We start from the raw sequence: 24,427 nt of genomic DNA, 5'->3' as shown, positions 1-24,427 counted from the left end.
TCCGCTGCCCGCGGTCGGGTTGCAATTTGGCCCCCTCTTAGCGCCACGGCGCCGGCTTGCCTATGCCTTGGGGTGACTAACTTCGTCGCGCCAGCGCCGTCCCGCCGTCTGGACGCCGAACATTGAGGGGTTGCGGGCATAGGCAGCGAGCCCTGACAGGGCGGCCAGCGGATGGGTGATCACGTAGACCGGCATGGTCCGCATCAGCTCGCTATGCGGCGCCTTGTCCTCGAAGGCGGCGCGGAAATTGCCCACCTTCAGCGCCGGCACGATCTTCTGAGCGATGCCGCCGGTCAGGAACACGCCGCCACGGCTCATGAACACCATTGCGAGATCGCCAGCGGTGCGCCCGAGGCAGGTGACGAACATCGACAGCGCTTCCTCCGAGACAGGGTCGGTCTTCGCCAGCGCGGCGGCGGTGATTTCGGCCGGCGTTGTGAACGGCGACGGTTTGCCGTCCGCCTTGGCCACTGCCCGGTAGGCATTGACCAGCCCACGCCCACTCAGGATCTGCTCGCCCGAAATGCGGCCCTCGAGCTTTTCGATATGCGGAAAGACCTCGAAATCGCGGGCAGAGCGCGGGCCGATGTCCATATGGCCGCCTTCGCCGGGCACCGGTATCCAGTGATTGAGCGCATGGACCAGCCCGGCGACGCCGAGCCCGGTTCCCGGGCCGAGCACGACGCGTCCCGCACCCGGCTCCGGCGTGCCGCCGCCGATCTTTTCCATATGCTCTTCGCCGAGTGCGACGACAGCCAGCGCCTGCGCCTCGAAATCATTGAGCACCACGATGTCGCTCAGACCCAGATTGGCGAACATCTTCCTAGGCTTGACGATCCAGGGGCAGTTGGTGAGCTGGATCTCGTCGCTGTCAACCGGTCCGGCCACGGCCAGCACCGCGGAATTGGGACGGATCGACGAGCGGTCGAGCACCGCCGCCTGGATGGCGTCGTCGATGGTGCTGTAATTGGCTGTTTGAACGATGGTCGGCTCGCCGGCCTCGGAATTCGCGTCGACAACGATCGAGAAGCGCGCATTGGTGCCGCCGATATCACCGATCAGGATCGGGAATCGCAACAAAGCGTCGTTGTCACCTGTGCTTGGCATGCTGTCGTCCGTCCCCGGCGCCCACGACGGCGTATCGCCGTTCATCCGTTGACTAGCGTATGAGTTTGAAAAGGGAAATCGCTTTTCGAAAGCTGCATCGCATAGAGACATGTTCTGCGGCCAAACAGCCACTATTTCGCGAAAACCGCAGGCTAAACCGATTCAACATCCCGAAAATGACAAGGACCTCAGTTTCCGGGGCGTGGCAACGGCAGCGGCGCGCCGCTCTCCGGCGTTGCCGTGAAGGCTCCAGTGGAGGCAGGCAAGCCGGCCGCGCCATCGGCCGTCGCGGCGGCCTCGGGCGCTGCTGTCGCGACAGGTGCGCCGCCGCCATGATAGGTGGCGGCTTCGGCGGAAGCCGGGCCGGGCGCGTCGAGCACCGCCTGGCATTCCTTGGGCAGGTTCGCCATCGTCATCAGGTCGCGCGCCTTGGGCGCATCAGGATTCTTGTTGGGCCGCCATGGCTCCTCGGTGAACCACCATGCCAGCGGCTTGCCGCAACCGTCGTCCGCCGGTGTCGCTTCCTGGCCCTTGCAGTTGGGCGAACCCGGCTGGCAGCCGATGCGCATGTGGAAATGATAGTCGTGGCCCCAGAATGGCCGGATCTTGCGCAGCCAGGCGCGGTCACCCTTGACCGTGTCGCACAGCTTCTTCTTGATCCCGGGATTGACCAGGATGCGCTCGACCTCGGGATAGCTCGCCGCCCGCTTCAGCAGTCGCGTATGCGCCGGCGTCCACAGCGCGTCCTTCACCAGATGTGTCTTCTCGTTGACCATCAAGGTAGCGCTCATGTTTTCGCGCTGCGCCATTGTCAGTGGACGGCTTGGCATCGGCGTGAGCCACATGTCGGCGTCGAGGCCGATCTGGTGCGAAGCATGGCCGGTCGTCATCGGGCCGCCGCGCGGCTGCGCGATGTCGCCGATCAAAAGGCCCGGCCAGCCGTCGGCCACGGCGTCGCGTGACAATTTCTCGATCAGCGCGATCATCGCCGGATGACCCCAGCGGCGGTTGCGCGACGGCCGCATCACCTCCCAGGTCGGGCCGTCCAGGGGAATGGCTACACCGCCGGCAAAGCAACCCTTGGAATAAAAGCCGAAGGATTGCGGCGCGGTCGCCGTCGGCAGCTTCTTGGCGCCGAACAGGTCCTTCGCCCGCTCCTGCGCCGCCGCCGGCTGTGCCAACAGAGCGAGCAGGCCGAACGCGGCGGCCAGCAAGGACGTTTTGCCAAGAGATGGCCGCTTCGCTGTCTTCATGAAACCGGATCCCCACCGCAATCCCAAGGCCGAATCATAGCACGCAATCAGGCATGCTTCGATCGCCTGGCATGATCTCGACAGTGGGAACCGATTTTCTCGGACAAACGGTTTCCGTTTGTCCAGATATCGTCCTCCAACAAAGAAGCTGGATCGAGACCACGATTCAAGCCTCGTCATCCTGGCCTAGCGCGTCATAGGGCTGCGCGCCGCGCCGTCGCGCCAGTTGCCATCCGCCCACATCCGGTCGAAGGCGGTGCGGTAGTCCGGAAAGCGGAAACCGTATCCCGTCGCCTTGATCGCGGCATTGGCGACACGCTTGTTCTCGCCATAGAAGGAGCGCGCCATGGGCGAGAGCTCGGCGCCGTCGAAGGGAATTTCGGGCGGCGGCGTGACACCCATCAGCGAAGCGGCATAGGTGACGACATCCTGCGGCGGCGCCGGCAGATCGTCGGTGATGTTGAAGATGCCGCCACGATTGCCGCCAGCGAGATGCCAGAGCGCGCCGGCGATGTCGTCGCAGTGGATGCGGTTGAAGACCTGGCCCGGCTTGACCAGCCGCCGGGCGGTGCCGTTCTCCAGATTGACGAATGCGTTGCGGCCTGGCCCGTAAATACCGGAAAGCCGCAGGATGGCGACCGGCCGGCTGATATCATCACCCAGTTTCAGCCATTGCTGTTCGGCTGTCACCCGAATCGTCGAGCGTTTTGAAACCGGGCGGCATTCGGCCGCTTCATCGACCCAATCGCCGCCATGATCGCCATAGACGCCCACCGTCGATAGGTAGGCGATCCATTCCAGTGCGGGCATGTCGGTCAAGATCGCCTTCCGGGCGGCGGTCAGCACGGGATCGCCGGCCTCCTCCGGTGCGACCGAGATCACCAGATGTGTCGTTTTGCGCAAAGCCTCACCGATCTCCGCGGTAAGCGTGCCGTCAAACGCCAGGGGTGCGATGCCGGCCTCGCGCAGCGCTTCGAATTTTCCCGGTGACCGCGTTGTCCCGAGGATCGTGGCGGCTTCGGAGTTGGCATCAGCGAAAGCCTTGCCCGAATAGCCGGCGCCGAAAATGAAGATATGCTTGTGGCTCATGCATGCGCCCCGGTTGGATTTGGCTTTGACAGCGCCAGCCGCCATTCGTCGCGCACGGCTTCGTCGCTCTCGGTCTTCAGGCCGGCAACGGCGCGTTCGCGGTATTCCGCGTCAGGCACCAGCCGCGCCAGCGCCCATATCGCCGCGCCCCGCACCAGCGGCGAGGTATCGTTTAGCAAAACCAGCACGATGCTGGCCAGCGCGGGCTCGCCGGAATTGCCGGTGGCGATCAGCACGTTGCGGACAAAGCGGTCGCGGCCGATGCGTTTTATCGGCGAACCGGAGAAGAAGGCGCGAAAGCCGGCGTCGTCGAGGACAAGCAGGTCGGACAATGCCGGCTCGCGCAGATCGTCGCGCGCCGCAAGCTTGGCTTCGGAAGCCGCCTGCGCGAACTTGTTCCACGGGCACGCGGCCAGGCAATCGTCGCAGCCATAGATGCGGTTGCCGATCCTTTCCCGGAATTCATGCGCGATCGGCCCCTTGTTCTCGATGGTGAGGTAGGAAATGCAGCGCCGCGCATCGAGCCTGTAAGGCGCGGGAAAAGCATCTGTCGGGCAGGCGTCGAGACAGGCGCGGCAGGAGCCGCAATGGTCGATCTCCGCCCGGTCGGGGGCCAGTTCGGCGGTGGTGAAGATGGTGCCGAGAAACAGCCAGGAGCCGTGCTCGCGGCTGACAAGGTTGGTGTGCTTGCCTTGCCAGCCAAGCCCGGCCGCTTCCGCCAGCGGTTTCTCCATCACCGGCGCGGTGTCGACGAACACTTTCACGTCGCCGCCGGCGCGCGCCACGATCTTGCCGGCGATCTCCTTCAGCCGACCCTTCATGACATCGTGATAGTCGCGGTTGCGCGCATAGGCGGAGATCGCGCCGCGGTCGCGCTTGGCCAGGATCGATCTGGGGTCGTCGTCCGGCCCGTAATTCATCGCCAGCACGATGATCGAGCGCACCTCGGGCCAAAGTGTGGAGGGTTGGCTGCGCCGTTCGAGCGTTTCGGCTATCCAGGCCATCGAGCCGTGAAAGCCGTCGGCGACGAATTCGGCGAGCCGTGCCGGCGCCAGCGGGATCGCATCGGGGGTGGTGACAGCGATGGCGTCGAAGCCGGCGCGCTGCGCCTCCGCGTCGATCAGCGCGCGCAGTTTCGACGCGTCAGAAGTCGAGGTCCGCATAGTGCGACACTGGCGATATCCCGCGCACTCGGTCGGTCAGAAGCGGCCGGAAGGAGGGCCGCGACTTCACCCGCGTGTACCATTCGCGCGCAGCGGCATGTTCGCGCCAATCGATCTCGCCGAGATAGTCGAGCACCGAAAGCGTCGCCGCCGCCGCCAGATCGGCATAGGTGACCCTGCTGCCGGCCAGCCAGTGGCGGGTACCGGCCAGCCAGTTGGTATATTTCAGATGCTGGCGGATATTGGCGCGCGCGGCGCGGATCGCCGCCGAATCGGGCGAGCCTCCGCCGGCGGTTTCCGGCATGACCGGCTTCAGCACGCGCTCGCGCACCAGATGCCGGGTCACCTCGCCTTCGGCCTTGGTGAGGTACCAGTCGGTGAGCCTGCGGATTTCGGCGCGCTGCATCGGGTCCTCGGCGAACAGCCGCTTGTCGCGCTTCAGGACGCCGCGCGTCTCATCGAGATATTCGGCGATCACCATGGCGCCGACGATCGGCACGTCGCCTTCGGCCAGCAGGATCGGCAGCGTCCCGGCCGGGTTCAGCGCCAGGAACTCCTTGCGCCGCGTCCACGGCTTTTCCTCGATCAGGGCCAATTCCTCGCCATATTCGCCAAACGCAAGGCGGACGAAGCGGCACGTGGCGAACATGGGATGATGGAAAAGCGTCAGCATGGGTCCGTGATGGTCAAAGCGCACTGGCGAATCGCCGGATGCGCCGGTAAGTCTTTGCCGCTCGTGTTAGCGGGCTGTCAGGGTGCAGCGACCTATAGGGGCACTTCCGCGCCATGACAAGCAAACCGTTCTATTAGCCGCCAATCGATTGCCGGGGTTGCCATGGAAAGCCAGACCATCGTCCAAGCCTTGCTGCTCGGTCTTCTGGAGGGGCTGACCGAGTTCATTCCGGTCTCGTCGACGGGTCACATCCTGCTCGCGGGCCACTTTCTCGGCTTCCAGTCCACCGGCAAGGCCTTCGAGATCCTTATCCAGCTCGGCGCGATCCTCGCCATTCTCGGCGTCTATTTCGGCCGTCTCTGGAAAATGCTGCTCGATCTGCCGCATGACCGGCTGACGCGGCATTTCGTCCTTGGCATCCTCATCGCCTTCCTGCCGGCGGCCATTCTGGGCGCTTTGGCGCATGATTTCATCAAGACGGTGCTGTTCGAATCGCCAAAGCTGATCTGCATCATGCTGATCATCGGCGGCGTCATCCTGCTGGTCGTCGATCGCATGAAGCTCAATCCCGTCTATCGCGACGTCGAGCGCTTCCCGACGCGGCTTTACCTTCAGATCGGCCTGTTCCAGTGCCTGTCGCTGATCCCGGGCACGTCGCGCTCGGGTTCCACCATCGTCGGCGCCCTGCTTCTTGGCGTCGACAAGCGCGCGGCGGCGGAGTTTTCCTTCTTCCTCGCCATGCCCACCATGGTCGGCGCCTTCGCCTATGACCTGTTCAAGAACCGCAACGTCTTGACATCCGCCGACCTGCCGATCATCGGCGTCGGCTTCATCGCCGCCTTCATCTCGGCGCTGATCGTCGTGCGCTTCCTGCTCGACTTCGTGTCGCGGCGCGGCTATTCGCTGTTCGGCTGGTGGCGGCTGGTCGTCGGCACCGTCGGCCTGGTAGCGCTGCTGATCTGGGGCTGACGCCCCGATCCGGCAGCGGGCGGGAATCCCGAAAACCGGGATCCCTGATGCCGTGCATCAACTGACGAAATAGCGCTGCCATTCGAAGTCGGTGATGTGCGACGCTTGCCAGGCATCAAACGCCGCCTGTTCGGCACGCCGGCTCTCAGCATAGTTGTCGCGAAAAGCCTCGCCAAACGCTTCGGCGCAAAAATCGGACGCGGCGAAAGCCTCGATCGAGGCGTTGAGCGTGCGCGGCAGCTTCGGCTTGTCGAGATTGGCAAGGTTCGATGTCACCGGCGCCTCCAGCGGCAGGTCTTTTTCAATGCCCTCGCAGCCGGCAGCCAGGATCGCGGCGATCGACAGATAGGGATTGATGTCGGCGCCCGGCGCGCGGTGCTCCAGCCGACAGGCGCCGTCATTCGGCGTCGTGATGGCGCGGATCGGCGCTGTGCGATTCTCGAAACCCCAGGCCACATCCTCAGGCGACCAGGCGCCACGGTCGAAACGGCGATAGGAATTGACCGTTGGCCGGAACAGGAGATGCGTTTCCTGCATCCGGTTGAGCACGCCGGCGAGGAATTTTTCGGCGACAGGCGTCAGCCGGTTCGGGCCGGCGGCGAAGGCCGGCTTGCCGTCGCGCCACAGGCTGACGTGATGATGCGCGCCGCAGGCGCTTTCCTTGCCCGGCGGCTGGAAGCGGGTCATGAAGGTGGCGACCAGGCCGCGCTCGGCGCAGAGTTCGCGCAGATGCAGCTTGGCGCGCATGGCATCGTCGGCCGCCTCCAGCGCCGACTTCGGCGTCAGCGCATATTCATACATGCCAAAACCATATTCGGTGACCAGCGAGGCGACGCCGATGCCGATGCTCTTCATGCGGGTGATGAATTCGGCGGCGAAATCCTGGTATTCGCCGCTGCGCACCAGATCGTAGTTGGTCAGCGAATGGCCCCAGGGCTTCAGTTCGCGGTAGCGCCCGGCGCGCATCAGGTCGTGGTCGGCGTGAAAAATGCCGAACTCGTATTCGAGCGCGAACATCGGCTCGTAGCCAAGCGCCTTGGCGCGCGCCTCGACGCGGGCCAGCACGCCGCGCGGGTCGAACGGGCAGACGGCACCATCGAGCATGTAGGAAGAGGTGATGGCCGAGGCGAATTTGGGCTTCCAGCCATGCTGAACCACGGTCGAGGGATCGATGATGCCCTTGATGTTGGGGAAGCCGTTTTCCTCATTCGCGCTTGGCGAAGCGAAGGCGACATCGCCCATCGGTTGGCCATCGCCATGGGTGACGCAATAGAGGATGGCATTGATCGATTCGCCATAAGGCGAAAGTTTCAACGGCGCGATCTTGGAGCGGAATGCTCCCGACGTGTCCACCGTATGCACCTCGACGAATTCGACGCCGCGCGATGCCAACTCTTTCTGCAACGCCTCGAGCTTCGGCGCGTACTCGGCCGTCCTGTCCTCAAATTCCACTGTCAGTCCTCCACCAAACCACGGGCGCCGCTATTTCGCGTTGCGCCTCAAAAATCGCGACAAGAGTTCGTCGAGCTCGTAGCGGCCACTGATGCCGCTTGGCCGGAAGGCCATGCACAGCACGATGACGACGCCGAGTGCCACACCCGACAGGCCGAGCATTTGCGGCAGCTGGATGCCGGCGATCGTCACGCCGGATTCGATGCTGCGGATGAATTCGAGCCCCACCGAAAGCACGATCACGCCGGTCACCGCACCCGTCACGGTCGCCATGCCGCCCAGGATCAGCATCGCCAGCGTGTTGAAGATCATCTGGAAGTAGAACAGCTTCGGGCTGATCGTGCCGGCGAAATAGGCGTAGAGGACCCCGGCGAGACCACAGATCAGCGCCGACAGCACCCATGACATCAGCCGCAGGCGCCGGGCATCGATGCCGAGCGCGGCCGCCGCTTGCGGGCTCTGGGCGCTTGCGCGGAGTTGCAGGCCCCAGCGGCTGTCCTTGAACAGCCGCGCCAGCACGATCACCACCACCGAAAACACCATCATCCAGGGCAGGCCGACCACTTTTGGAATGCCGAAGAAGGCCTGGTTGCCCTTGAACAGGTCGGTCCAGTTGAGAAACACCGAATGGACGATGATCAGCAGCGCCAGGCTGACGATGGTCGCGGCGACGCCTGACAGGCGGCTGATCACCTTGCCGCTGACGGCCGCGATGATGCCGACCACGATCAGCGCGATGAGCGCAGAAGACACCGGATCAAGCTGCAGCGTGGCGAAGCCGAAAGGGGCGTTGGGGATCGACAGTTTCTTCATCGCCAGCGGTGTCGACAGGATGGCGACGCCATAGGCGCCCAGGCCGACAAAGGCGCTGTGGCCGAGATTGGCGATGTTGCTGTTGCCCATGAACACCTGCAGGCCGACGACGACGATCAGGTTCACGAAGGCGCCAAGCGCCAGATAGGTGTAGTAGGTCGGCGCGAAATTCAGGATCGCCAGCCCGATCACCAAAACGGGCAGAGAGGTCACCAGCCCGCCGATCAGCGAGCGCGTCAGCGCGCCGCTGGGCGTAGCAGCAACCACCCGAGGCGCTGAATTTTCCAGGGCTTGCGACACTTCAAATCTCCTTGTCGCCAAGTTCAACCCGCTGGCCGAGCAGGCCTTCCGGCCGATAGACAAGCAGCGCGACGATGATCACGTAGGTGAGCGCGTCCTTGAAGCCCCCATATTCCTGCGGCAGCGCGACCAGCAGGCCGACCTCGATGAAGCCGAGCAGCATGCCGCCGGCCGCCGCCCCGGCCAGCGAGCCGAAGCCGCCGATGACGCAGGCGACGAAGGCCTTCAGCACCAGGCTGAAGCCGAGATCAGGCGAGACGCTGCCGCGCCGCGCGATGATGAAGACGGCGGCAATGCCGGCCAACGCGCCCGAGATGGCGAAGGCGGTGGCGATCACCCGGTTTGCCCGAATGCCCATCAGGCGCACCGTGGCGAAATCGCGCGACGCCGCCCGGATGGCGAGGCCGAGCGTCGAGCGGTTGAGGAAGAGCACCAGCGCCAGGATGGTCAGGCCGGAAACGACGAGTTCCATCACCTGCAGCGATGACACCGCGAAGGGGCCGAAGAACCACATCTGGTTGAGGCCGTTGAGGATCGAGACCGATTGCGGCTTGGGCGAGATCAGCAGCATGAACAGGTTCTGCACGACGATGCTGACGCCAAAGGCGGTGAGCAGCCCCGTCGTAGTCGGTGCATAGCGCACAGGCCGGAACGCCACCCGCTCGAAGGTGACGGCAGCCAGTGCCGCCGCCGTAACGGCGATCAGCACGGCGACGATCGGCGAGGTCAGGCCTAGTGCCGCCGCCACGAACACGCTGTAGGCGGACACGCCGATGATTTCGCCATGCGCGAAATTGACCAGGCCCATGATGGAAAACACGACGGCGAGGCCGAGTGCGACCAGCGAATATTCCGCGCCGAAGGCCAGCGCGTTGAGAAGCTGCTGCAAGGCATAGTCCATGTCGCCGCCTATCCGCCGATATAGAGGTTGAAGAGGCCGTGTTCGTCGGCAAGTTCGGAAGGCGGCCCGTCGTAGCGAAGTGTGCCGGCGCTGACGACGTAGACTCGGTCGGCGAAGCGCAGCGCCTGCTTTGCGTTCTGTTCGACCACCAGCAGCGTCAGCCCTTCCCGTTTGAGTTCGCCGATGAAATCGAAGATCTGCACCACGATCTTCGGCGCCAATCCGAGCGACGGCTCGTCGAGAAGCAAGAGCTTCGGCCGCGACATCAGCGATCGGGCAATGGCCAGCATCTGCTGCTCGCCGCCCGAAAGCGTGCCGGCGGCCTGCCCATAACGTTCGGCAAGCACCGGAAACAGCGCCAGGAAGCGCTCGATGTCTTGCCGGACGCCCTTTGGGTCACGCCGTGTCGCCGCACCCAGGCGCAGGTTCTCGCCAACCGTCAGGTTGGCGAAGATGTGTCGTCCCTCGGGCGTCGAGGTCAGGCCGGCGCGAATGCGGTCCTCTGTGCGGACACGCGAGATGTCCTGGCCGTCCAGCACGATGCGCCCGGAGGCCGGCGTGACCAGGCCGGTCAGCGCGTTGATGGTCGAGCTCTTGCCGGCGCCATTGGGTCCAAGCAGGGCGACGAGTTCGCCCCGCCCGACCTTCAGGCTGAGGTCACGCACAGCGCTTACCGCGCCGTAGCGGACGACCAGATTATCGACCGTCAACACGACAGGGCCTGCCAGGCTCGATCCATCATCACTTGACCCGTCTGCCCGTCAGTTCAATGCCGGAACGAAGGTCGGCGGCGTGTCGGTGATCAGCACCCGCTTGCCGTTCGAGAAGCCCATCACCGGGACGGCCTTGACGGGATAGCCTTTCTTCTCGGCGAAGGAGATGACCGGCGCCGTGGTGCCGGGATAGCCGCCCGGCGCGCGGATCGCCTCGCGCAAGGAGGCGGGATCGACGGTGCCGGACTTCTTCGCCGCCTCGTAGCTGATCTGCACCATGTCGGCGCCGAGCGCGTCGAAGATGCCGTTGATCTTGTAGCCGTCGGCCTTGCACTGGGCGAGGAACTTGTCGATCGGGCTGTCGATGCCGGTCGCGCCATGGGTGGCGAACATCACCTTTTCCAGCGACGCCGGATTGCCGACGGTGCCCTCCAGCGATTTGTCGTCAAAGGCATCGCAACCGGCGACCCAGCCGTCATAGCCATTGGCGCGCAACTGGCGAATGAAAATGCCGACATCCGGCAGCACGCCACAGATATGGATGGCGTCCGGCTTCTGCGGCAGTGCCTTGATGCTGGCGATCTGCGGCGACCAGTCGGTCGTGCCCCAGGAATAGTTGAGCTTGGAGACGACCTTGCCGCCGAGATGCTCGAACACTTCGCCGAACCATTCCGGCAGCTTTTCGGAGTAGGAGCCGGCATCGGGCGAGACCATCAGCGCCACGGTGCGCGCGCCCTTGCCGTAAAGCGCATTGGCCGTCGCCGCCGCGTTGATCGGATCGGGCACCGCGCCGGCGATGAAATTGTCCAGCCCGGCCTGCTGCATCTCGAGCTGCGTGTTCGGCGCCGAGAAGACGGTGGCGCCATAGGGCGCGGCGATTTGCGCCGTCGGGATCAGCGCATCCGGGAACGGCACGCCGGTGATGATCTGGGCGCCGGCGTCGAGGAATTTCTGGCCGAGCGACACCGAAAGCTGCGGATCCGAACGGTTGTCCTCGATCATCAGCTCGACCTTGGGATCACCGGCACTCGCCGCCTTGTTCAACTTGTCGGCCATGCAGCGCGCGCCTTCAGCCTCGCTATACGGCGCGTAGGTGCCGGTCATTGCCACCGCGAGCCCGATCTTCAGGTCGTTGGCCTCGGCATGCGCGACCTGCAACAGCCCTGCCGCGACAATCGCGGCTCCCAAAATCATCTTGTCCATTGAACCCCTCCTTCTCTCTTGTTGTTGCTGGCCCAGGGCGCCGTCACGATGTCTCGGACTGCCCGACATAGACCTCGATGACGCGTGGATCGCGCCACACCGCCTCGGTCTGCCCGGTTGCGATGACCTGGCCCTGGTCCATGACGCAGAGCCGGTCGCAGAGCCGGTTGATGAAACGCAGATCGTGGTCGATGACGATGGTGGCGCAGCCGACGTCGCGGCGGATGCCTTCGATCGCCACCGCCAGCGTCTCGGACTCGCCCTCATTGAGCCCGGCCGCCGGTTCGTCGAGCAGCAGCAGCGAAGGGCCGAGCGCCAGCGCGCGGGCGATTTCGAGCCGGCGCTGGCTGCCATAGGAGAGCGTGCCGGCCGGCACGTCGGCGAAGCCGTCCAGCTGATACTGGGCAAGCAACTGGTCGACGCCGATGCGCGCTGCCGCGTCGGGGCGAACCGCCTGGCACGTGATATGGGCGACCTCGACATTCTGCCGGACGGTCAGGTCCTTGAACAGCCGGATGGTCTGAAAAGTGCGGCCGACGCCGGCCCTCGCGCAATGTTCCGGCCCGCGACCGGTGATTTCTTTTCCCGCCAGCCTGACACTGCCGGTATCGGGCTTGAGCACGCCGGAGATGGCATTGACCAGCGTCGATTTTCCGGCGCCATTGGGGCCGATCAGGCCGAGGATCTCGCCGGCTTCGCAGGATAGCGAAGCACTGCGCAGGGCCTGCACGCCGCCAAAGGTCTTGCTGACTGACTTAACCGACAGCATCGGTCATCTCTCCCATCCCGGCCGATGGCTATTTCTCCTGTCGGCCGGTCAAAGAGATGCTAGACCTACGACTTTTCCATAACAAGTATTTTTTTCCATTTTAGAAAATATTCTTGAGACGGAGCCTTTTCCAGCCAGACGTTCAGCTGATCCGGACCCGTTGGGCGTCAGGCTCCGGCGGCTGCGGGAAGCCCATCGCGCGGCACGGTGTTCGACATCAGCATCACCACGGGCTCGTCGCCCAGCGCGATGTAGGCATGTTGCATTTCGCCGTCGAACAGGATGCTGTCGCCCGGCTGCAGCACCGTCGGATCATAATGGATCGTGTGCAGCTCCAGGCGACCGCTCAGCACGTGGATGAACTCCTCGCCGGAATGGCTGCGCCAGCCGCCATTCTCCTCGAAGCTCTTCGCCCGCAGCGTCACGCGCCAGAAAATGTTGGTCTTGTCGCGAAAATCGCTGCACAGGACCTCGAATTCCATGGCGTTGCCCTGGTGCAGGATGCCGCTGCCGGCGCGCGTGATCGAGCGGCGCGCCTGCATGCCGGGCTTGGGGCTGAACAGGAAGGACGCCACCGGCACGTGCAGCACGCCGGCGATCATCAGCGCGACATCGACCGTCAGCCGGGCCTTGCCGTTCTCGAGTTTCGACAGTTGCGACACCGAAAGGCCGGAGCGTTCGCTGAGGTCGCGCAGCGTGATGTTCTGCTCCTTGCGCGCATCGCGGATCTTGCTGCCCACATTGCCCTGCATCATCCACGCCCTTGGCTGTCGTGTTTCCAATTCGACAAGCTCTAGCGGCGCGCCTCGGGGGCGTCCAGCCTAGAGAGCAATTCCAGGAAAAGTGTGCGGCGGTTTTCCGTCCGGAATTGCGTCAAAACAACGAGATAAAGCGGTTCGCCGTTCGGCGAATCGCTTTAGACGGCTACGGCTGGTTTCGGCCATAGCGACATCGCGACGGTGGCGAAGACGGTCTCGAGCGTGCGGCTGACGAGCTCGAATGTTTCCGGATCGGAAAGCAGGTCGTTGCGCACTTCCAGATAGAGGCAAGGCCGGCCTTGCTCCAGCCCGTGCCGGTTCAGCGTGTAGCCGATCGCCTGGCGCCAGTCGTAAGGCTCGTTGTCGCCGATCCTCAAGCCTGCCGCCGCGCCGTGCGCGCCAAGGGTTTTCAGCACCGAAGTGACGAAAGGCGACGGCTCCCGCCACAGCACACCGATGTCGACATTGCGCCTGATGCCGCCCATCACCGGGGTGAAGGAATGCACCGAGATCAGCGCTTGCCGGCCCGCGGCGGCCTCGACAACAGCCTGTTCGAGCGGCGCCCAGGCAATGCGGGTTCGCAACTGGCGGTCCGCTGTATCAGCGGCCAGATTGCCGGGCACCGGGATGCCGCCGAGGTCCGGGCGCATGAAATCCCACTCATCGGCCGGGCGGTTGTAGTCGAGGAACAGCCGCGAATAATGCGCGATCACGGCCGGCGCCCGAAGCGTCTGCGAGAGCCGGCGCGTCAAGGCGTCTATGCCGATATCGACGGCGAAATGCGTGCCGAGATAAGGCCCTTCAAGGCCAAGGTCACGCCAAGGTGCCGGCACGAGATTGCCGGCGTGCTCGGCGATCAGCAGATAGGGGCTCGCCGCCTCGATCCGCAGCCGCTCCACGCTGGCGTCGGCCAGTGCGGCGACGCTCGCATCATCAAGCTTTCCAAGGCTCGCCGCGTTCACGGGCCGCTCCTCCGCTCAGCCGATAACCGAGCGGACATGGTACGACTTCGCCGCTGTCGCCTCCACCAGGCCGGCGCGGCCATTGGTACGGCCGAGCCCGGAATTCTTGATGCCACCCCAGGGCAGATGCAGGTCGGCATGGTCGCAGCGATTCAGATAGACGGTGCCGGCCTCGATCTCGTCGAGCAGCGCCACGCCGCGATCGATATCCCTGGTCCAGATCGAGGCGCTCAGGCCGAAATCGCTGTCGTTCATCAGGCGGATCGCCTCGTCGTCGCTGCCGACCGACTGGATGCAGGCCACCGGCCCGAACAGCTCGTCGCGCATGATCTGCATACTGTGATCGACTCCAACCAGCACCTCCGGCGCGACATAGGCAGCGCCGAGGCCAGAGGCCTTGAGCGTGCCGTCCTGCGGCATCAGGCGCCGGGCTCCTGCCCGCACCGCGCTGTCGGTAAGACCACGGATGGTGTCGGCGGCACTCGCCCGCACCACCGGGCCGACCATCGGCTTTTCGTCGAACGGGTGGCCGATGGACCATTTCGCCGTCTCGGCGACCAGCGCTTCGACGAAGCGGTCATGGATCGCCTTGTCGACATAGATGCGCTCGACCGAGCAGCAGGACTGGCCGGCATTGGAATAGGTGCCCTCGGCGATCAGCGGGACCGCCGCTTCGAGGTCGGCATCGGAGCGGACATAGGTCGGGTCCTTGCCGCCGAGTTCGAGATGGACCTGGGTGAAGGTGCCGGCCGCGGCGGCATGCACGCGACGGCCGCCATTGACGGAGCCGATGAAATTCACCGCGTTGAAGGCGCCGGACGCGATCAGCTTCTCCGCATCGGCATGGTCGAGATGCAGGCTCTGGAACACGCCTTCGGGACCGCCCGCGGCGCGAAAGGCTTCCTCGGCCTGCTCGGCGATCAGCGGCGTCTGCGGCGAATGCTTGAAGATCACGACATTGCCGGCAGCGAGCGGCGACGTGACCAGATAGCCCAGCATGGCGGTCGGATAATTCCAGGCGCAGATCGACAGGTGCAGCCCGCCCGCCACCGGCTTGGCATAGCGGCGGATGTTTTCATCCGAGGGGTACGGGATATCGGCCAGCGTTTCCGGCGCGACGCCGGCAAGCAGTTCGCCAACCAGCGCCAGGCGCGGCGTCTCGTCGGCCTGCCACAGCGGCCGGCCGATCTGCCATGCCACCATCTCGGCCAGCGGTGTCGCCCGCGCCTTCATCTCCTCGCCAAAGCGCAGCAGGATCGCCAGCCGGTCGGCCAGCTTCATGCGTCGCCAGGACGGCAGCGCGGCGCGCGCCCGGCTAAGCGCGCCCTCGATGGCCGGGCCATCGGCATAGGCGCGCGTCGTGTAGGTCGAGCCGTCGATCGGAGAGGTCACGGAAAAGGTGCGCACGCCCTGCAGGTTCATCGTCTTCCATCCGAGATGAGAGGTCATTTCGAGGCACGATATCGCGATTTTCCATTTTGGCAAATTTTTTCTAATCCGGCTTGATGGAATTTTTGTCCGCCCCTATTGTCCGCTCCATCGGCATTTCAGCAGAAGCAGACGAGGGTTCAGATGATCGCTTATGATTTCACCGGCAGGCATGCGGTCGTCGCCGGCGCGGGCGGCGGCATGGGCGAGGCGATCACGCTGGCCCTGCTCGAGGCCGGTGCGTCCGTCACCGCCATCGACGTCAAGGCCCGTCCGGCTTCGCTGGCCTCTTTTGACGACAGGCTCACCTTCGCCCAGGGGGATCTCACCGACGCCGGCTTTGTCGAGCAGGCAATCGGCACGGCCGGCCGCGAGCGCGGCGGCATCGACTATCTGGCCAATGTCGCGGGGGTGCTATGGTTCGGCCGCGACAAGTCGGCCCTCGAAATGGACCTCGACGTATGGGATGAGGTCTTCAACATCAATCTGAAATCCTTCGTGCACACCGCGCGCTCCGTCGTGCCGCATATGCGTGCGGGCGGGCGCGGCGGCGCCATGGTGCATTTCTCGACCATCCAGTGGTATCGCGGCGACGCCAACCCGCAGGACGCCTACCAGGCATCGAAGGCCGGCGTCTGCGCGTTGTCAAAATCACTCGCCATGCAGCTGGCCGGCGAGCGCATCCGCTCCAACGCCATCTGCCCGGGCATGGCGCTCACCCCGCTGCAGGCGCGCTGGGACACCGAGGAAAAGCGCTCGGCCGTGGCCAGCTACGCCCCGCTCGGCCGCATCGGCACGCCGCAGGACATGGCCAATGCCGCGCTGTTCCTGCTCTCGGACGCCGCGAGCTACATCACAGGCATCGAGCTTGCCGTCGATGGCGGCCTGCTCATGCGCATGTAAGTCGTCCCGACCAGGTCCGGTATCCTGCCTCGGCCTCCGGCGGAGGTGGGTAACCGGTCAGAAATCGTCGGGAAAGATGGCCTTGAGATAGAACCGGCATGCCATCTTCGCCATATCGCGTCCGGCGGGGCCGGTGGTTGCGAAAACCTGTCCGGAAATCCACAGCCCGTCGATCAGGGCGTTGAGGCTGCGGGCGACCAGGGCCGGGTCGAGATCGATCCGTCTCAGCTCGGCAAGGGCCGTGATATCGGCTTTCACGATGGCATCGTAGCGGGTCTTCAGCTCGGCGCAGCGCCGGCGATACTCCGGATTGCGCGCCGACTCCGCCCAGAAATCGGTGAAGACGGCGATGCGGCCGGCATTCGACATCTCGCTGTCGAAATCGAGTTCGATCATCCCCAGCAGGCGTGCGGTCGGCGAGTCATATTCGGGCCGGTTCAGACCGCGGTCGTACTCCTCGACCATGTGGTCGAGCGCGGCCAGCGTGATGCCTTCCTTCGATTTGAAATGGAACGACACGACGCCATAACTGCAGCCGGCTTCCTGGGCGATGTCGTTCATCGTGAAGCCGGCCAGGCCCTTGCGGGCGATGACAGTGAGCGCTGCCTCGATCAGCGAGCGGCGGCGCTCCTGCACCTGGTCCTCGCGCGTTGGTGCGCGCCGCTTGTCGGTCCGGTTCTCAGCGTGTGCCGCGGCTTGGTTCATGATCTCTGGTCTTGACCGGGATGTGTCCGGTCTGGATAGCAGCTTCGACGAAGCCGGCACAAGACTTTGCCGCCCGGGGCCGGAGGATCACGCCGTCCGATCTAGACGAGTTCCCCCCGCTCGATTTCGGCCGCCGCCCGCTCTATGCCCTGGCGCAGAATGCCGATCATGTCGTCGATCTGCTCCCTTGTGATGATCAGCGCCGGGGACATCACGCACATATTGCCGAGCGGGCGCACGATCAGCCCGAGTTCGGCGCAATGGGCGTCGATGCGGGCGCCAATCCGCTTGTCGAAATCGGTGACATCCGGCTTCGATCTGTCGACCAGGCATTCGACGCAGCCGACAAGGCCGCTGGCGCGGACATTCGCCACCAGCTTCAGGTCCGACAGGCTGTGAAGGCGCTGGGCGAAATAGCCGGAGATGTCGCGCACATGCTCCAGTATGCCGTCCTTCTCGATCACCGCGATGTTGGCGAGCGCGGCGGCACAGCTCACCGGATGGCCCGAATAGGTGTAGCCGTTCGAATAGTTGCTTCCTCTGGCGTTCTCGCCGCTGACCCTGTCCAGTAGCCGCTCGGAAATGGCAAAGCCGCCCAGCGGCACATAGCCGGAAGTGACGCCCTTGGCGAAGGTGATGATGTCGGGAACGACGCCGAACACTTTCTCCGACGCGAACCATTCGCCGCAGCGGCCGAAGCCGGTGACGACCTCGTCGGAGATGTAGACGATGTCATGCTCCTCGCAGACCGCCTTGAAACGGGCGTGATAGCCCTTGGGCGGGATGATGACGCCACCGGACGCCAGCAACGGCTCGGCCAGGAAGACAGCCACCTTGTCGGCGCCGATACGCGCGATCTCCTGGCGGAATTCGTCGACCAGGAAATCCAGGAACGCGGCCTCGTCCTTGCCGCCGGCAAGGCGGATATTGGGGCTTGAGATGAACGAGATCCTGTCCGAGACGATGTCGAAATTCGGCCAGTTGCCGGCGCGGCCCGAGCAGGCCGCCGTCAGCGTCGTGCTGCCGTGATAGCCCTCGCGACGCACGATGATGTGCTTCTTGTCCGGGCGTCCCAGCACATTGTTGTAGAATTCGACGAAGCGAAGCGCCGAATCCACCGCGGTCGAGCCGCCGGTGGTGAAGAAGACGCGATTGAGATCGCCCGGCGTCAGCGCGGCGATTCGCGCCGCGAGTTCCGCCGACGGCGAATTCGTTGTGTACCATGGCGAGTTATAGGCCAGTTGCAGCGCCTGCTTGGCGATGGCGTCGGCGATCTCATGACGGTTGTAGCCGATCTGCGTGCACCACATGCCGGCCGGGCCGTCGATCAGCCGGCGGCCCTTCGCGCCGATGACATAGATGCCCTCGCCACGGGCCAGCAGCGGACGTGCGGACTGGCCGAGCTTTTCCATGGCCTCGGATGGCGACAGCAGATGCCGTCGCGCGGCCTCTTCCATCTCCGTGGCATTCCATTGCGACCCGACCGCCTTGTTCATGAGGTTTCCTCCCGTCGCGGCGCGCCTTTGGTGCTGGCGCGACCTGTTCTTCTTGCCGAAGAAAAGGTCACAAATTGATTGTCCAGTCAATCAGTTTTCAACGGATGGACAGCTACCCCACCCTAAGCTGCTCTGCACTATGCGGAATGGGCGCGCCCCAGAACCAGCCTCAGGCCGGCGAAAGGGGAGGCAGTTCGAGTAGCGCTTGCGCGGCCGCGACGTCGGTGATCAGCAGCTTGGCGTTGGTCGCGGCGATGCCGGCGCGGATGGCGTGGATCTTGCGCACGCCTCCCGAGGAGATAATGACTTTCGGCACCCTGCTGATATCGGTGGGGTTGATGGCCATGGCGCGATGGTTGACGGGATGGTCGATGACGTTGCCGTCGGCATCGACGAAGTGACAGAGCACGTCGCCGACCGCGCCCGCGTCCTTCAGGCTCTTGGCGTCCGACCAGTTGAGGATGCCGCGGCGGAAGATAGAGGCCTGCGTGCTGACGTCGCCCACGCTGAGCAGCGCGATGTCGACGGCCCTCGCCCGCTCGTAGAGCTGCTTGAGGTCGTCCTGCTTCCACAGCGCGTCGGCCAGTTCGCGGTCGGGGACGAAGACAGGCGCGGTGATCTGGTAGAGCTCCGTCCGGTAGAATTCGGCGAAGCGCCATGCCACGGCGGAAGGGTTGTGCGCTGTGGCGTGGGTCAGGCCGCCGAGCAGCGAGATGACGGTCATGTCGTCGACCTCGCGCCAGATCAGCGACCGCATGCAGACCTGCAGCGTGGCGCCCCAGCCGACGCCGATCGAGAGCCCGTTGGTGACCTGTTCGGAAATGTAGCGCCCGGTGGCATGGCCGACGACGGCCGCGACGCTCTCTTCATCCGGGCTCGAAGCAGGTACCACGATCGCCTCGGTCAGGCCGAGATGCTTTTCCAGGTCGCGCTGCAGGCGGATCAGCGATTCGGCGTGCGAGTTGATGGTGATCTGGACGGTGCCGTCCTCGCGCGTCGCCGCCAGCAGGCGCAACGCCTTGATGCGGCTGATGCCGAGATGCTGGGCGACCTGTTCCTGCGTCAACCCTTCGACATAGTAGAGATAGGCGGCCCTGAGCTTGAGCTCGTCCTGGTCGGACTGGAATTTCGTCCGCCTCTGTTTCTTTTCGGACCCTGTCATGCCGCATCCCCCAAGATGATCCCCATTAGACGATTTGCCGGCGGAGGGAAATCGCGCCGGCGGTTCGCGGGCCGGTTGGCCCTGGGAATCTCGCAAGCTGAAAATAGCCGCGCTGACGCATGTTACAGAATTGTACAATAGTTATCAATATGGCATAAATGTACTAATTGTTAAGGCGCTTTGGCGCGGTCAGAAGGATACACTATGCGCATACTGCTCTCCAATGATGACGGAATCGACGCGCCTGGCCTGGCGATCCTGGAACGGGCGGCGTCGCTGCTGAGCGACGACGTCTGGACCGTGGCGCCCAGCGGCAACCGCAGCGGCTTCGGCCATTCGATCACGTTGCGGCAGGCCTTTGCCGTCGAGCAGGTGTCGGCCCGCCGCTATTCCTGCACCGGAACTCCGGCCGATTGCGTCATAGCCGCGATGCACTGGGTGTTCCGCGACGCCGCGAAACCAGACCTGGTGCTGTCGGGCATCAATGAAGGCCGCAACGTCGCCGAGGATGTCTCCTATTCCGGCACCATGGCGGTGGCGCGCGAAGCGGCGCTCTGCGGCATTGCCGGTGTCGCCTTCTCCATGCCGCGCGACAGCCAGGCCTATGGCGAGGACGATGTCGCGTGGCTGGCCGCACGCATCCAGGCGTTTTGGGACACGCGAAACGAATGGGCGCAGGAAGGACATTGGCTGAGCGTCAACCTGCCGCGCAATGTGCCGGCGCCGATGCGCGCGGCACGCATAGGCCGCGACAAATGCGCGACGCGGGTCGTCATCCATGCCGAGGACGCAAGCAGCGCCCGCATCGAGCCTCTGGCCGACCGCAACTACGCCACCACGCCTGGCGACGAGAACAGCCTGATCGATTCGGGCATCGCCTCGGTCACCTGCCTCAACTGGATGGGACATGGCGCCGTGCCGGCGGGTGCATTGTCGGAAGTCGAAGACGCGCTCGAACAGGCGGTCGCCTAGATCGAGGCGCACCAGATTAGGAACGAAAAAGGGCGCCGGGTTCACCGGCGCCCCCAGCATTTCAAAGCGTTGCGAAATCAGTATTTCGGGTAGACCTCGAGCAGGCAGTCGTCGAGATAGCTGTTGACGAAGCCGGGAATCGTCACCGCGCGGGTCTCGATGCCGCCGTCGTCGTGAAGCTCGTGCTCAAGATAGCCGACCTCGCGATTGCCGCCCATTTCCGGCACCAGTTCCTCGCGTGTCGTGAAGGCGATGGACGAGCACCATTCGAGCTTGACCCCGCCATGGCCGCGCGAGCGCTGCTGGTGCAGGTGTCCGCTGGCGATCATCTTCAACTGATTGTGCTCCATCAGCTCGCGCAAATTCGCGCGGCCGATTGGATCGACGGTCCAGTAGGTCAGTTCGGTGCTGTCGGGGGTGTCGACGTAAAGCGGCTGGTGCGAGAACAGAGCCAGGTGCCGCTCGCCCAACGTCGCCAGCTGTTCCCGGATCCAGTCATATTGCTGCCGCTCGCCATCGAGCCCCGAGCCGACGCGCAGCGAATTGATGCCGAGGAGCCGCCAGTTGCCGCGATCGATCGACCATCTGTCGGCGCCATAGTAGCGCTCGTAGCGGTCAAGCCTGGCCGGGCTGATGGCGCTGCCCATCACGGTTTCGGGCTGCGACAGGCGCGGATTGTCGCCGACATCGTGATTGCCTGGGATATAGCGGATGTCCTTGCCGGCCCGCTGCAGGAACTCGCGGCAGAACGGATAGTCCTCCTCGAAGCGGATGCCGTCGAGCGTGATGTCGCCGGTATGGATGATCAGGTCGTGATCGGCGGCCTTCAGCACATCGATCATGAGTTCGTTGTTCTCGTGAAAGCGGTGCGTTCGCGGCGACAGATGCGTGTCGGATATCTGCATGATTCGGATAGGGGACATGGAACTCTCTTTCGATGTGGTCGTGGATCTGACGCATAGCCGGCTCAGAAGTGTACAATTGTATTGACTTGTAAAAGATAGTTCAATATTCGATTTGAGCGATCAGCGGATCGCCGGCCTGATCGCGCATTTGCTGCGCTGGTTCCAGAGGGATCGGGTGGGGACGGGAATAGGGAGGCGGCCATGTCCGGCATTGAGATCAGGAATCTCAACAAGAGGTGGTCGACCTTCGACGCCGTCAAGGATGTCAACTTCGAGGTCAAGCCGGGCACGCTGACCGTGCTGCTCGGCCCGTCGGGCTGCGGCAAGTCGACGACCTTGCGCCTGATTGCCGGCCTCGACCCCGTCACCTCCGGCCAGATCTTCATCGGCGGCAGGGATGTCACCGGCCAGCCGCCGGCCAAGCGCGGGCTGGCCATGGTGTTCCAGTCCTATGCGCTGTTCCCGCATCTCAGTGTCGCCGAAAACATCGTCTTCGGTCTCAAGGTACGGCGGGTGCCGGCCGGGGAGCGGACGCGCCGCCTGAAGAAGGCAGTCGACATTCTCGGGCTGGGAGCGCTTCTTGACCGCAAGCCTTCCCAGCTTTCGGGTGGTCAGCAGCAGCGCGTCGCCCTCGGTCGCGCGATCGTCGCCGAGGCGTCGGTCTGCCTCATGGACGAGCCGCTCTCCAACCTCGACGCGCAGCTTCGCCACGAGATGCGCAAGGAAATCCGCACCATCCAGCAGGCGCTGGGCATGACCATGGTCTATGTCACCCACGACCAGATCGAGGCGATGAGTCTTGCCGACCAGGTCATCCTCATGCGCGGCGGCCGTATCGAGCAGAAGGCGGATCCTGTCGGCCTGTATCTGCGGCCGGCGACATCTTTCGCGGCGAAATTTATCGGCACACCGCCGATGAACCTGGTTTCCCTGTCGGATGGACCGGCCGGCGCCGTCGTCAAGGGATCGTCCGGCCCAGCGCTGGTCGAGGGCAATGGCGACGGGCTATTGCTGGGGCTGCGGCCCGAGGAAATCAGGATCGAGCAGGACGGCGTCGTGCCCGCGGTCGTCCGCTCCATCGAATACCATGGTGCCGACAGCATCCTCGAATGCAGTGTCGGCGACCAGCTGTTGCAGGTGCGCGTCGAGGGCATCCGGCGTCAGGCGGTCGGCGCCCAGGTGCGGCTGGGCTGGTTACCGGACGCCATGCATGTCTTCGACGACAGCGACGGCAGCCGTGTCGAACGCAGGGTGCTGATCGGCCAGGCCGCCGGCGAGCGCGCCTTGCGCGTCGTGCCCTGACGGCATGCCCGCCGCCCTGCGGCCCGGCTGAAGGCAATCACGAAAACATCGGAAAATCGGAGGAAACGATGCTGAACATCAGTGGTAAATGGATCGGCGCGGCGCTGCTGGGAGCAGGCCTGAGCCTTGGCGTGGCGCAGGCAGCGCCCGTCGAGATCAGCCTCTACTATCCCGTGGCCATCGGCGGCCCGGTGACCAAGATCGTCGACGACCTGATCACCCGGTTCGAGGCTGCCAATCCCGACATCAAGGTCAAGGCGATCTATTCGGGCACCTATTCCGAGACGATCAGCAAGTCGCTGACGGCGTTCAAGGCCGGCCAGCCGCCCGAGCTCGCGGTCATGCTCTCAGCCGATCTCTTCACGCTGATCGACGAGGGCGCCATCGCGCCGATCGACGATTTCGTGAAAAACGACGACGACAAGGCCTGGCTCGCAGGCTTTTCGCCGGTGTTCATGCTCAACAGCAAGAGCGAGGACAAGACCTGGGGCATCCCCTTCCAGCGCGGCACGACCGTGTTCTTCTGGAACAAGGATGCCTTCAAGCAAGCCGGCCTTGATCCGGATGTCGGTCCGAAGAACTGGGACGAGGTGGTCGACTTCGCCACCAAGCTCACCAAGCGCGACGCCGGCGGCAATGTCACCCGATGGGGCATGCAGGTGCCGTCGTCGCTGACATCCTACTGGCTGCTGCAGGGCTATGTCGCGCAGAATGGCGGCACGATCGCCGACATTTCCGGAACCAAGACCTATTTCGATTCTCCGGAGGTCGTCGAAGGGCTCCAGTATTGGGCTGACCTGGCTCTCAAGCACAAGGTGATGAAGCCAGGCGTCATCGAATGGGCGACCAACCCGAAGGACTTCTTCGAGGGCCGCGCCGCCATGATCACCACCACAAGCGGCAACCTGACCAACGTCAAGGCCAACGCGCCATTCCCCTTCGGCGTGCAGATGCTGCCCGAGCACAAGAAGCGCGGCGCCCCGACCAGCGGCGGCAACATCTTCATCTTCAATGGCACCGCGCCCGAAAAGCAGCAGGCGGCCTTCCAGTTCGTGAAGTGGCTGACCTCGGCCGATCAGGCCGCCGAATGGAGCATCAAGACCGGCTATATCGCGCCGCGCGACGATGCCTGGAACACGCCGGCCATGCAGGCCTATGTCAAGGAATTCCCGGGCGCTGCCGTCCCGCACGACCAGATCCCCTACATGGTGCCGGAACTCTCCACGCATGAAAACCAGCGCGTCGCCCGCGTCATCGACGATGGCATCGAGGCCGCGTTGACCGGCTCCAAGACGCCGGCACAGGCGATGAGCGACGCGCAGCAGGAAGCCGACCGCATCCTCAAGCAGTACCGCTGACCGACATGACGGGCGGCGGCGGGAAGCCGATCCGTCGCCCGGCTCCCCATCGCCGACAGGAAAGGCTGTTC

23 protein-coding genes are annotated in these 24,427 nt (G+C 64.4%); 5 read left to right on the top strand and 18 right to left on the bottom strand.

Features of this window, described 5'->3' with window-relative positions; translation table 11 throughout:
• Positions 1-60: 60 nt before the first annotated feature.
• From ACO07C_RS17055 to ACO07C_RS17035, 5 genes are all read right to left on the bottom strand, one after another.
• On the bottom strand, positions 61-1,107 hold the full coding sequence (locus ACO07C_RS17055; protein WP_421915322.1) for a glucokinase: 1,047 nt from the start codon (positions 1,105-1,107) through the stop codon (positions 61-63).
• A 188-nt stretch (positions 1,108-1,295) separates the two neighbouring features.
• Positions 1,296-2,360 (bottom strand): penicillin-insensitive murein endopeptidase, encoded by a 1,065-nt coding sequence (mepA, locus tag ACO07C_RS17050; RefSeq protein ID WP_421915321.1) that lies wholly within the window; start codon positions 2,358-2,360, stop codon positions 1,296-1,298.
• A gap of 186 nt (positions 2,361-2,546) precedes the next feature.
• Positions 2,547-3,449 carry an SDR family oxidoreductase gene (locus ACO07C_RS17045; RefSeq protein WP_421915320.1) on the bottom strand — a complete coding sequence of 301 codons (903 nt, stop codon included), beginning with the start codon at positions 3,447-3,449 and terminating at the stop codon, positions 2,547-2,549.
• A complete protein-coding gene (gene queG / locus ACO07C_RS17040; RefSeq protein ID WP_421915319.1) occupies positions 3,446-4,612 on the bottom strand; it encodes a tRNA epoxyqueuosine(34) reductase QueG in 1,167 nt (388 codons plus the stop codon). The genes ACO07C_RS17045 and queG overlap by 4 nt, the downstream gene beginning before the upstream one ends.
• Positions 4,593-5,285: a glutathione S-transferase family protein gene (locus ACO07C_RS17035; RefSeq protein ID WP_354461801.1), complete on the bottom strand. Its 693-nt coding sequence runs from the start codon at positions 5,283-5,285 to the stop codon at positions 4,593-4,595. Before ACO07C_RS17035 ends, queG begins: the two co-directional genes overlap by 20 nt.
• A gap of 162 nt (positions 5,286-5,447) precedes the next feature.
• Between ACO07C_RS17035 and ACO07C_RS17030 the strand changes: the two genes are divergently transcribed.
• A complete protein-coding gene (locus ACO07C_RS17030; protein WP_421915318.1) occupies positions 5,448-6,254 on the top strand; it encodes an undecaprenyl-diphosphate phosphatase in 807 nt (268 codons plus the stop codon).
• A 57-nt stretch (positions 6,255-6,311) separates the two neighbouring features.
• Here ACO07C_RS17030 and ACO07C_RS17025 read toward each other — a convergent pair whose 3' ends face one another.
• From ACO07C_RS17025 to ACO07C_RS16985, 9 genes are all read right to left on the bottom strand, one after another.
• Entirely contained in the window at positions 6,312-7,706 is a 1,395-nt protein-coding gene (locus ACO07C_RS17025) for a glutamine synthetase family protein (RefSeq protein ID WP_421915317.1), read from the bottom strand.
• 30 nt (positions 7,707-7,736) lie between these two features.
• Positions 7,737-8,819, bottom strand: coding sequence for a branched-chain amino acid ABC transporter permease (locus tag ACO07C_RS17020; protein ID WP_421915316.1), 1,083 nt, complete (start codon positions 8,817-8,819; stop codon positions 7,737-7,739).
• A 1-nt stretch (position 8,820) separates the two neighbouring features.
• Positions 8,821-9,720: a branched-chain amino acid ABC transporter permease gene (locus ACO07C_RS17015; protein ID WP_421915315.1), complete on the bottom strand. Its 900-nt coding sequence runs from the start codon at positions 9,718-9,720 to the stop codon at positions 8,821-8,823.
• A gap of 8 nt (positions 9,721-9,728) precedes the next feature.
• Positions 9,729-10,433 (bottom strand): ABC transporter ATP-binding protein, encoded by a 705-nt coding sequence (locus tag ACO07C_RS17010; protein WP_421915314.1) that lies wholly within the window; start codon positions 10,431-10,433, stop codon positions 9,729-9,731.
• Between the two features lie 48 nt (positions 10,434-10,481).
• Positions 10,482-11,636, bottom strand: coding sequence for an ABC transporter substrate-binding protein (locus tag ACO07C_RS17005; RefSeq protein ID WP_421915313.1), 1,155 nt, complete (start codon positions 11,634-11,636; stop codon positions 10,482-10,484).
• A gap of 43 nt (positions 11,637-11,679) precedes the next feature.
• On the bottom strand, positions 11,680-12,405 hold the full coding sequence (locus ACO07C_RS17000; protein WP_421915312.1) for an ABC transporter ATP-binding protein: 726 nt from the start codon (positions 12,403-12,405) through the stop codon (positions 11,680-11,682).
• 167 nt (positions 12,406-12,572) lie between these two features.
• A complete protein-coding gene (locus ACO07C_RS16995; RefSeq protein WP_421915311.1) occupies positions 12,573-13,157 on the bottom strand; it encodes a helix-turn-helix domain-containing protein in 585 nt (194 codons plus the stop codon).
• 164 nt (positions 13,158-13,321) lie between these two features.
• The gene (locus ACO07C_RS16990) at positions 13,322-14,125 is read right to left on the bottom strand and encodes an N-formylglutamate amidohydrolase (RefSeq protein ID WP_421915310.1); all 804 of its coding nucleotides are present in this window, start codon (positions 14,123-14,125) and stop codon (positions 13,322-13,324) included.
• A gap of 15 nt (positions 14,126-14,140) precedes the next feature.
• Positions 14,141-15,547: an aldehyde dehydrogenase family protein gene (locus tag ACO07C_RS16985; protein WP_421915309.1), complete on the bottom strand. Its 1,407-nt coding sequence runs from the start codon at positions 15,545-15,547 to the stop codon at positions 14,141-14,143.
• 150 nt (positions 15,548-15,697) lie between these two features.
• Here ACO07C_RS16985 and ACO07C_RS16980 point away from each other — a divergent pair, with 150 nt between their 5' ends.
• Complete coding sequence (locus ACO07C_RS16980; RefSeq protein ID WP_421915308.1) at positions 15,698-16,456, top strand: SDR family NAD(P)-dependent oxidoreductase; 759 nt, start codon at positions 15,698-15,700, stop codon at positions 16,454-16,456.
• A gap of 57 nt (positions 16,457-16,513) precedes the next feature.
• Here ACO07C_RS16980 and ACO07C_RS16975 read toward each other — a convergent pair whose 3' ends face one another.
• The 3 genes from ACO07C_RS16975 to ACO07C_RS16965 all read right to left on the bottom strand — a co-directional run bounded on the left by ACO07C_RS16975 (position 16,514) and on the right by ACO07C_RS16965 (position 19,819).
• Complete coding sequence (locus ACO07C_RS16975; protein ID WP_421915307.1) at positions 16,514-17,161, bottom strand: TetR family transcriptional regulator C-terminal domain-containing protein; 648 nt, start codon at positions 17,159-17,161, stop codon at positions 16,514-16,516.
• 101 nt (positions 17,162-17,262) lie between these two features.
• Complete coding sequence (locus ACO07C_RS16970; protein ID WP_421915306.1) at positions 17,263-18,657, bottom strand: aminotransferase; 1,395 nt, start codon at positions 18,655-18,657, stop codon at positions 17,263-17,265.
• A 169-nt stretch (positions 18,658-18,826) separates the two neighbouring features.
• Positions 18,827-19,819, bottom strand: coding sequence for a sugar-binding transcriptional regulator (locus ACO07C_RS16965; protein WP_421915305.1), 993 nt, complete (start codon positions 19,817-19,819; stop codon positions 18,827-18,829).
• Positions 19,820-20,023: 204 nt separating this feature from the next.
• Here ACO07C_RS16965 and surE point away from each other — a divergent pair, with 204 nt between their 5' ends.
• Complete coding sequence (gene surE / locus ACO07C_RS16960; RefSeq protein WP_421915304.1) at positions 20,024-20,791, top strand: 5'/3'-nucleotidase SurE; 768 nt, start codon at positions 20,024-20,026, stop codon at positions 20,789-20,791.
• Between the two features lie 77 nt (positions 20,792-20,868).
• On the opposite strand, the gene ACO07C_RS16955 is transcribed toward surE, so the two are convergent.
• Entirely contained in the window at positions 20,869-21,714 is an 846-nt protein-coding gene (locus ACO07C_RS16955) for a metallophosphoesterase family protein (protein ID WP_421915303.1), read from the bottom strand.
• A 183-nt stretch (positions 21,715-21,897) separates the two neighbouring features.
• Here ACO07C_RS16955 and ACO07C_RS16950 point away from each other — a divergent pair, with 183 nt between their 5' ends.
• Entirely contained in the window at positions 21,898-22,998 is a 1,101-nt protein-coding gene (locus ACO07C_RS16950) for an ABC transporter ATP-binding protein (protein ID WP_421915302.1), read from the top strand.
• Between the two features lie 68 nt (positions 22,999-23,066).
• A complete protein-coding gene (locus ACO07C_RS16945) occupies positions 23,067-24,356 on the top strand; it encodes an ABC transporter substrate-binding protein (protein WP_421915301.1) in 1,290 nt (429 codons plus the stop codon).
• The last annotated feature ends 71 nt before the right edge of the window (positions 24,357-24,427 follow it).

This window comes from Mesorhizobium sp. (assembly GCF_965229135.1).
GTDB lineage: Bacteria > Pseudomonadota > Alphaproteobacteria > Rhizobiales > Rhizobiaceae > Mesorhizobium.
The sequence above is the reverse complement of the archived record's forward strand: the minus strand, read 5'-3'. Positions and strand labels throughout refer to the sequence as shown.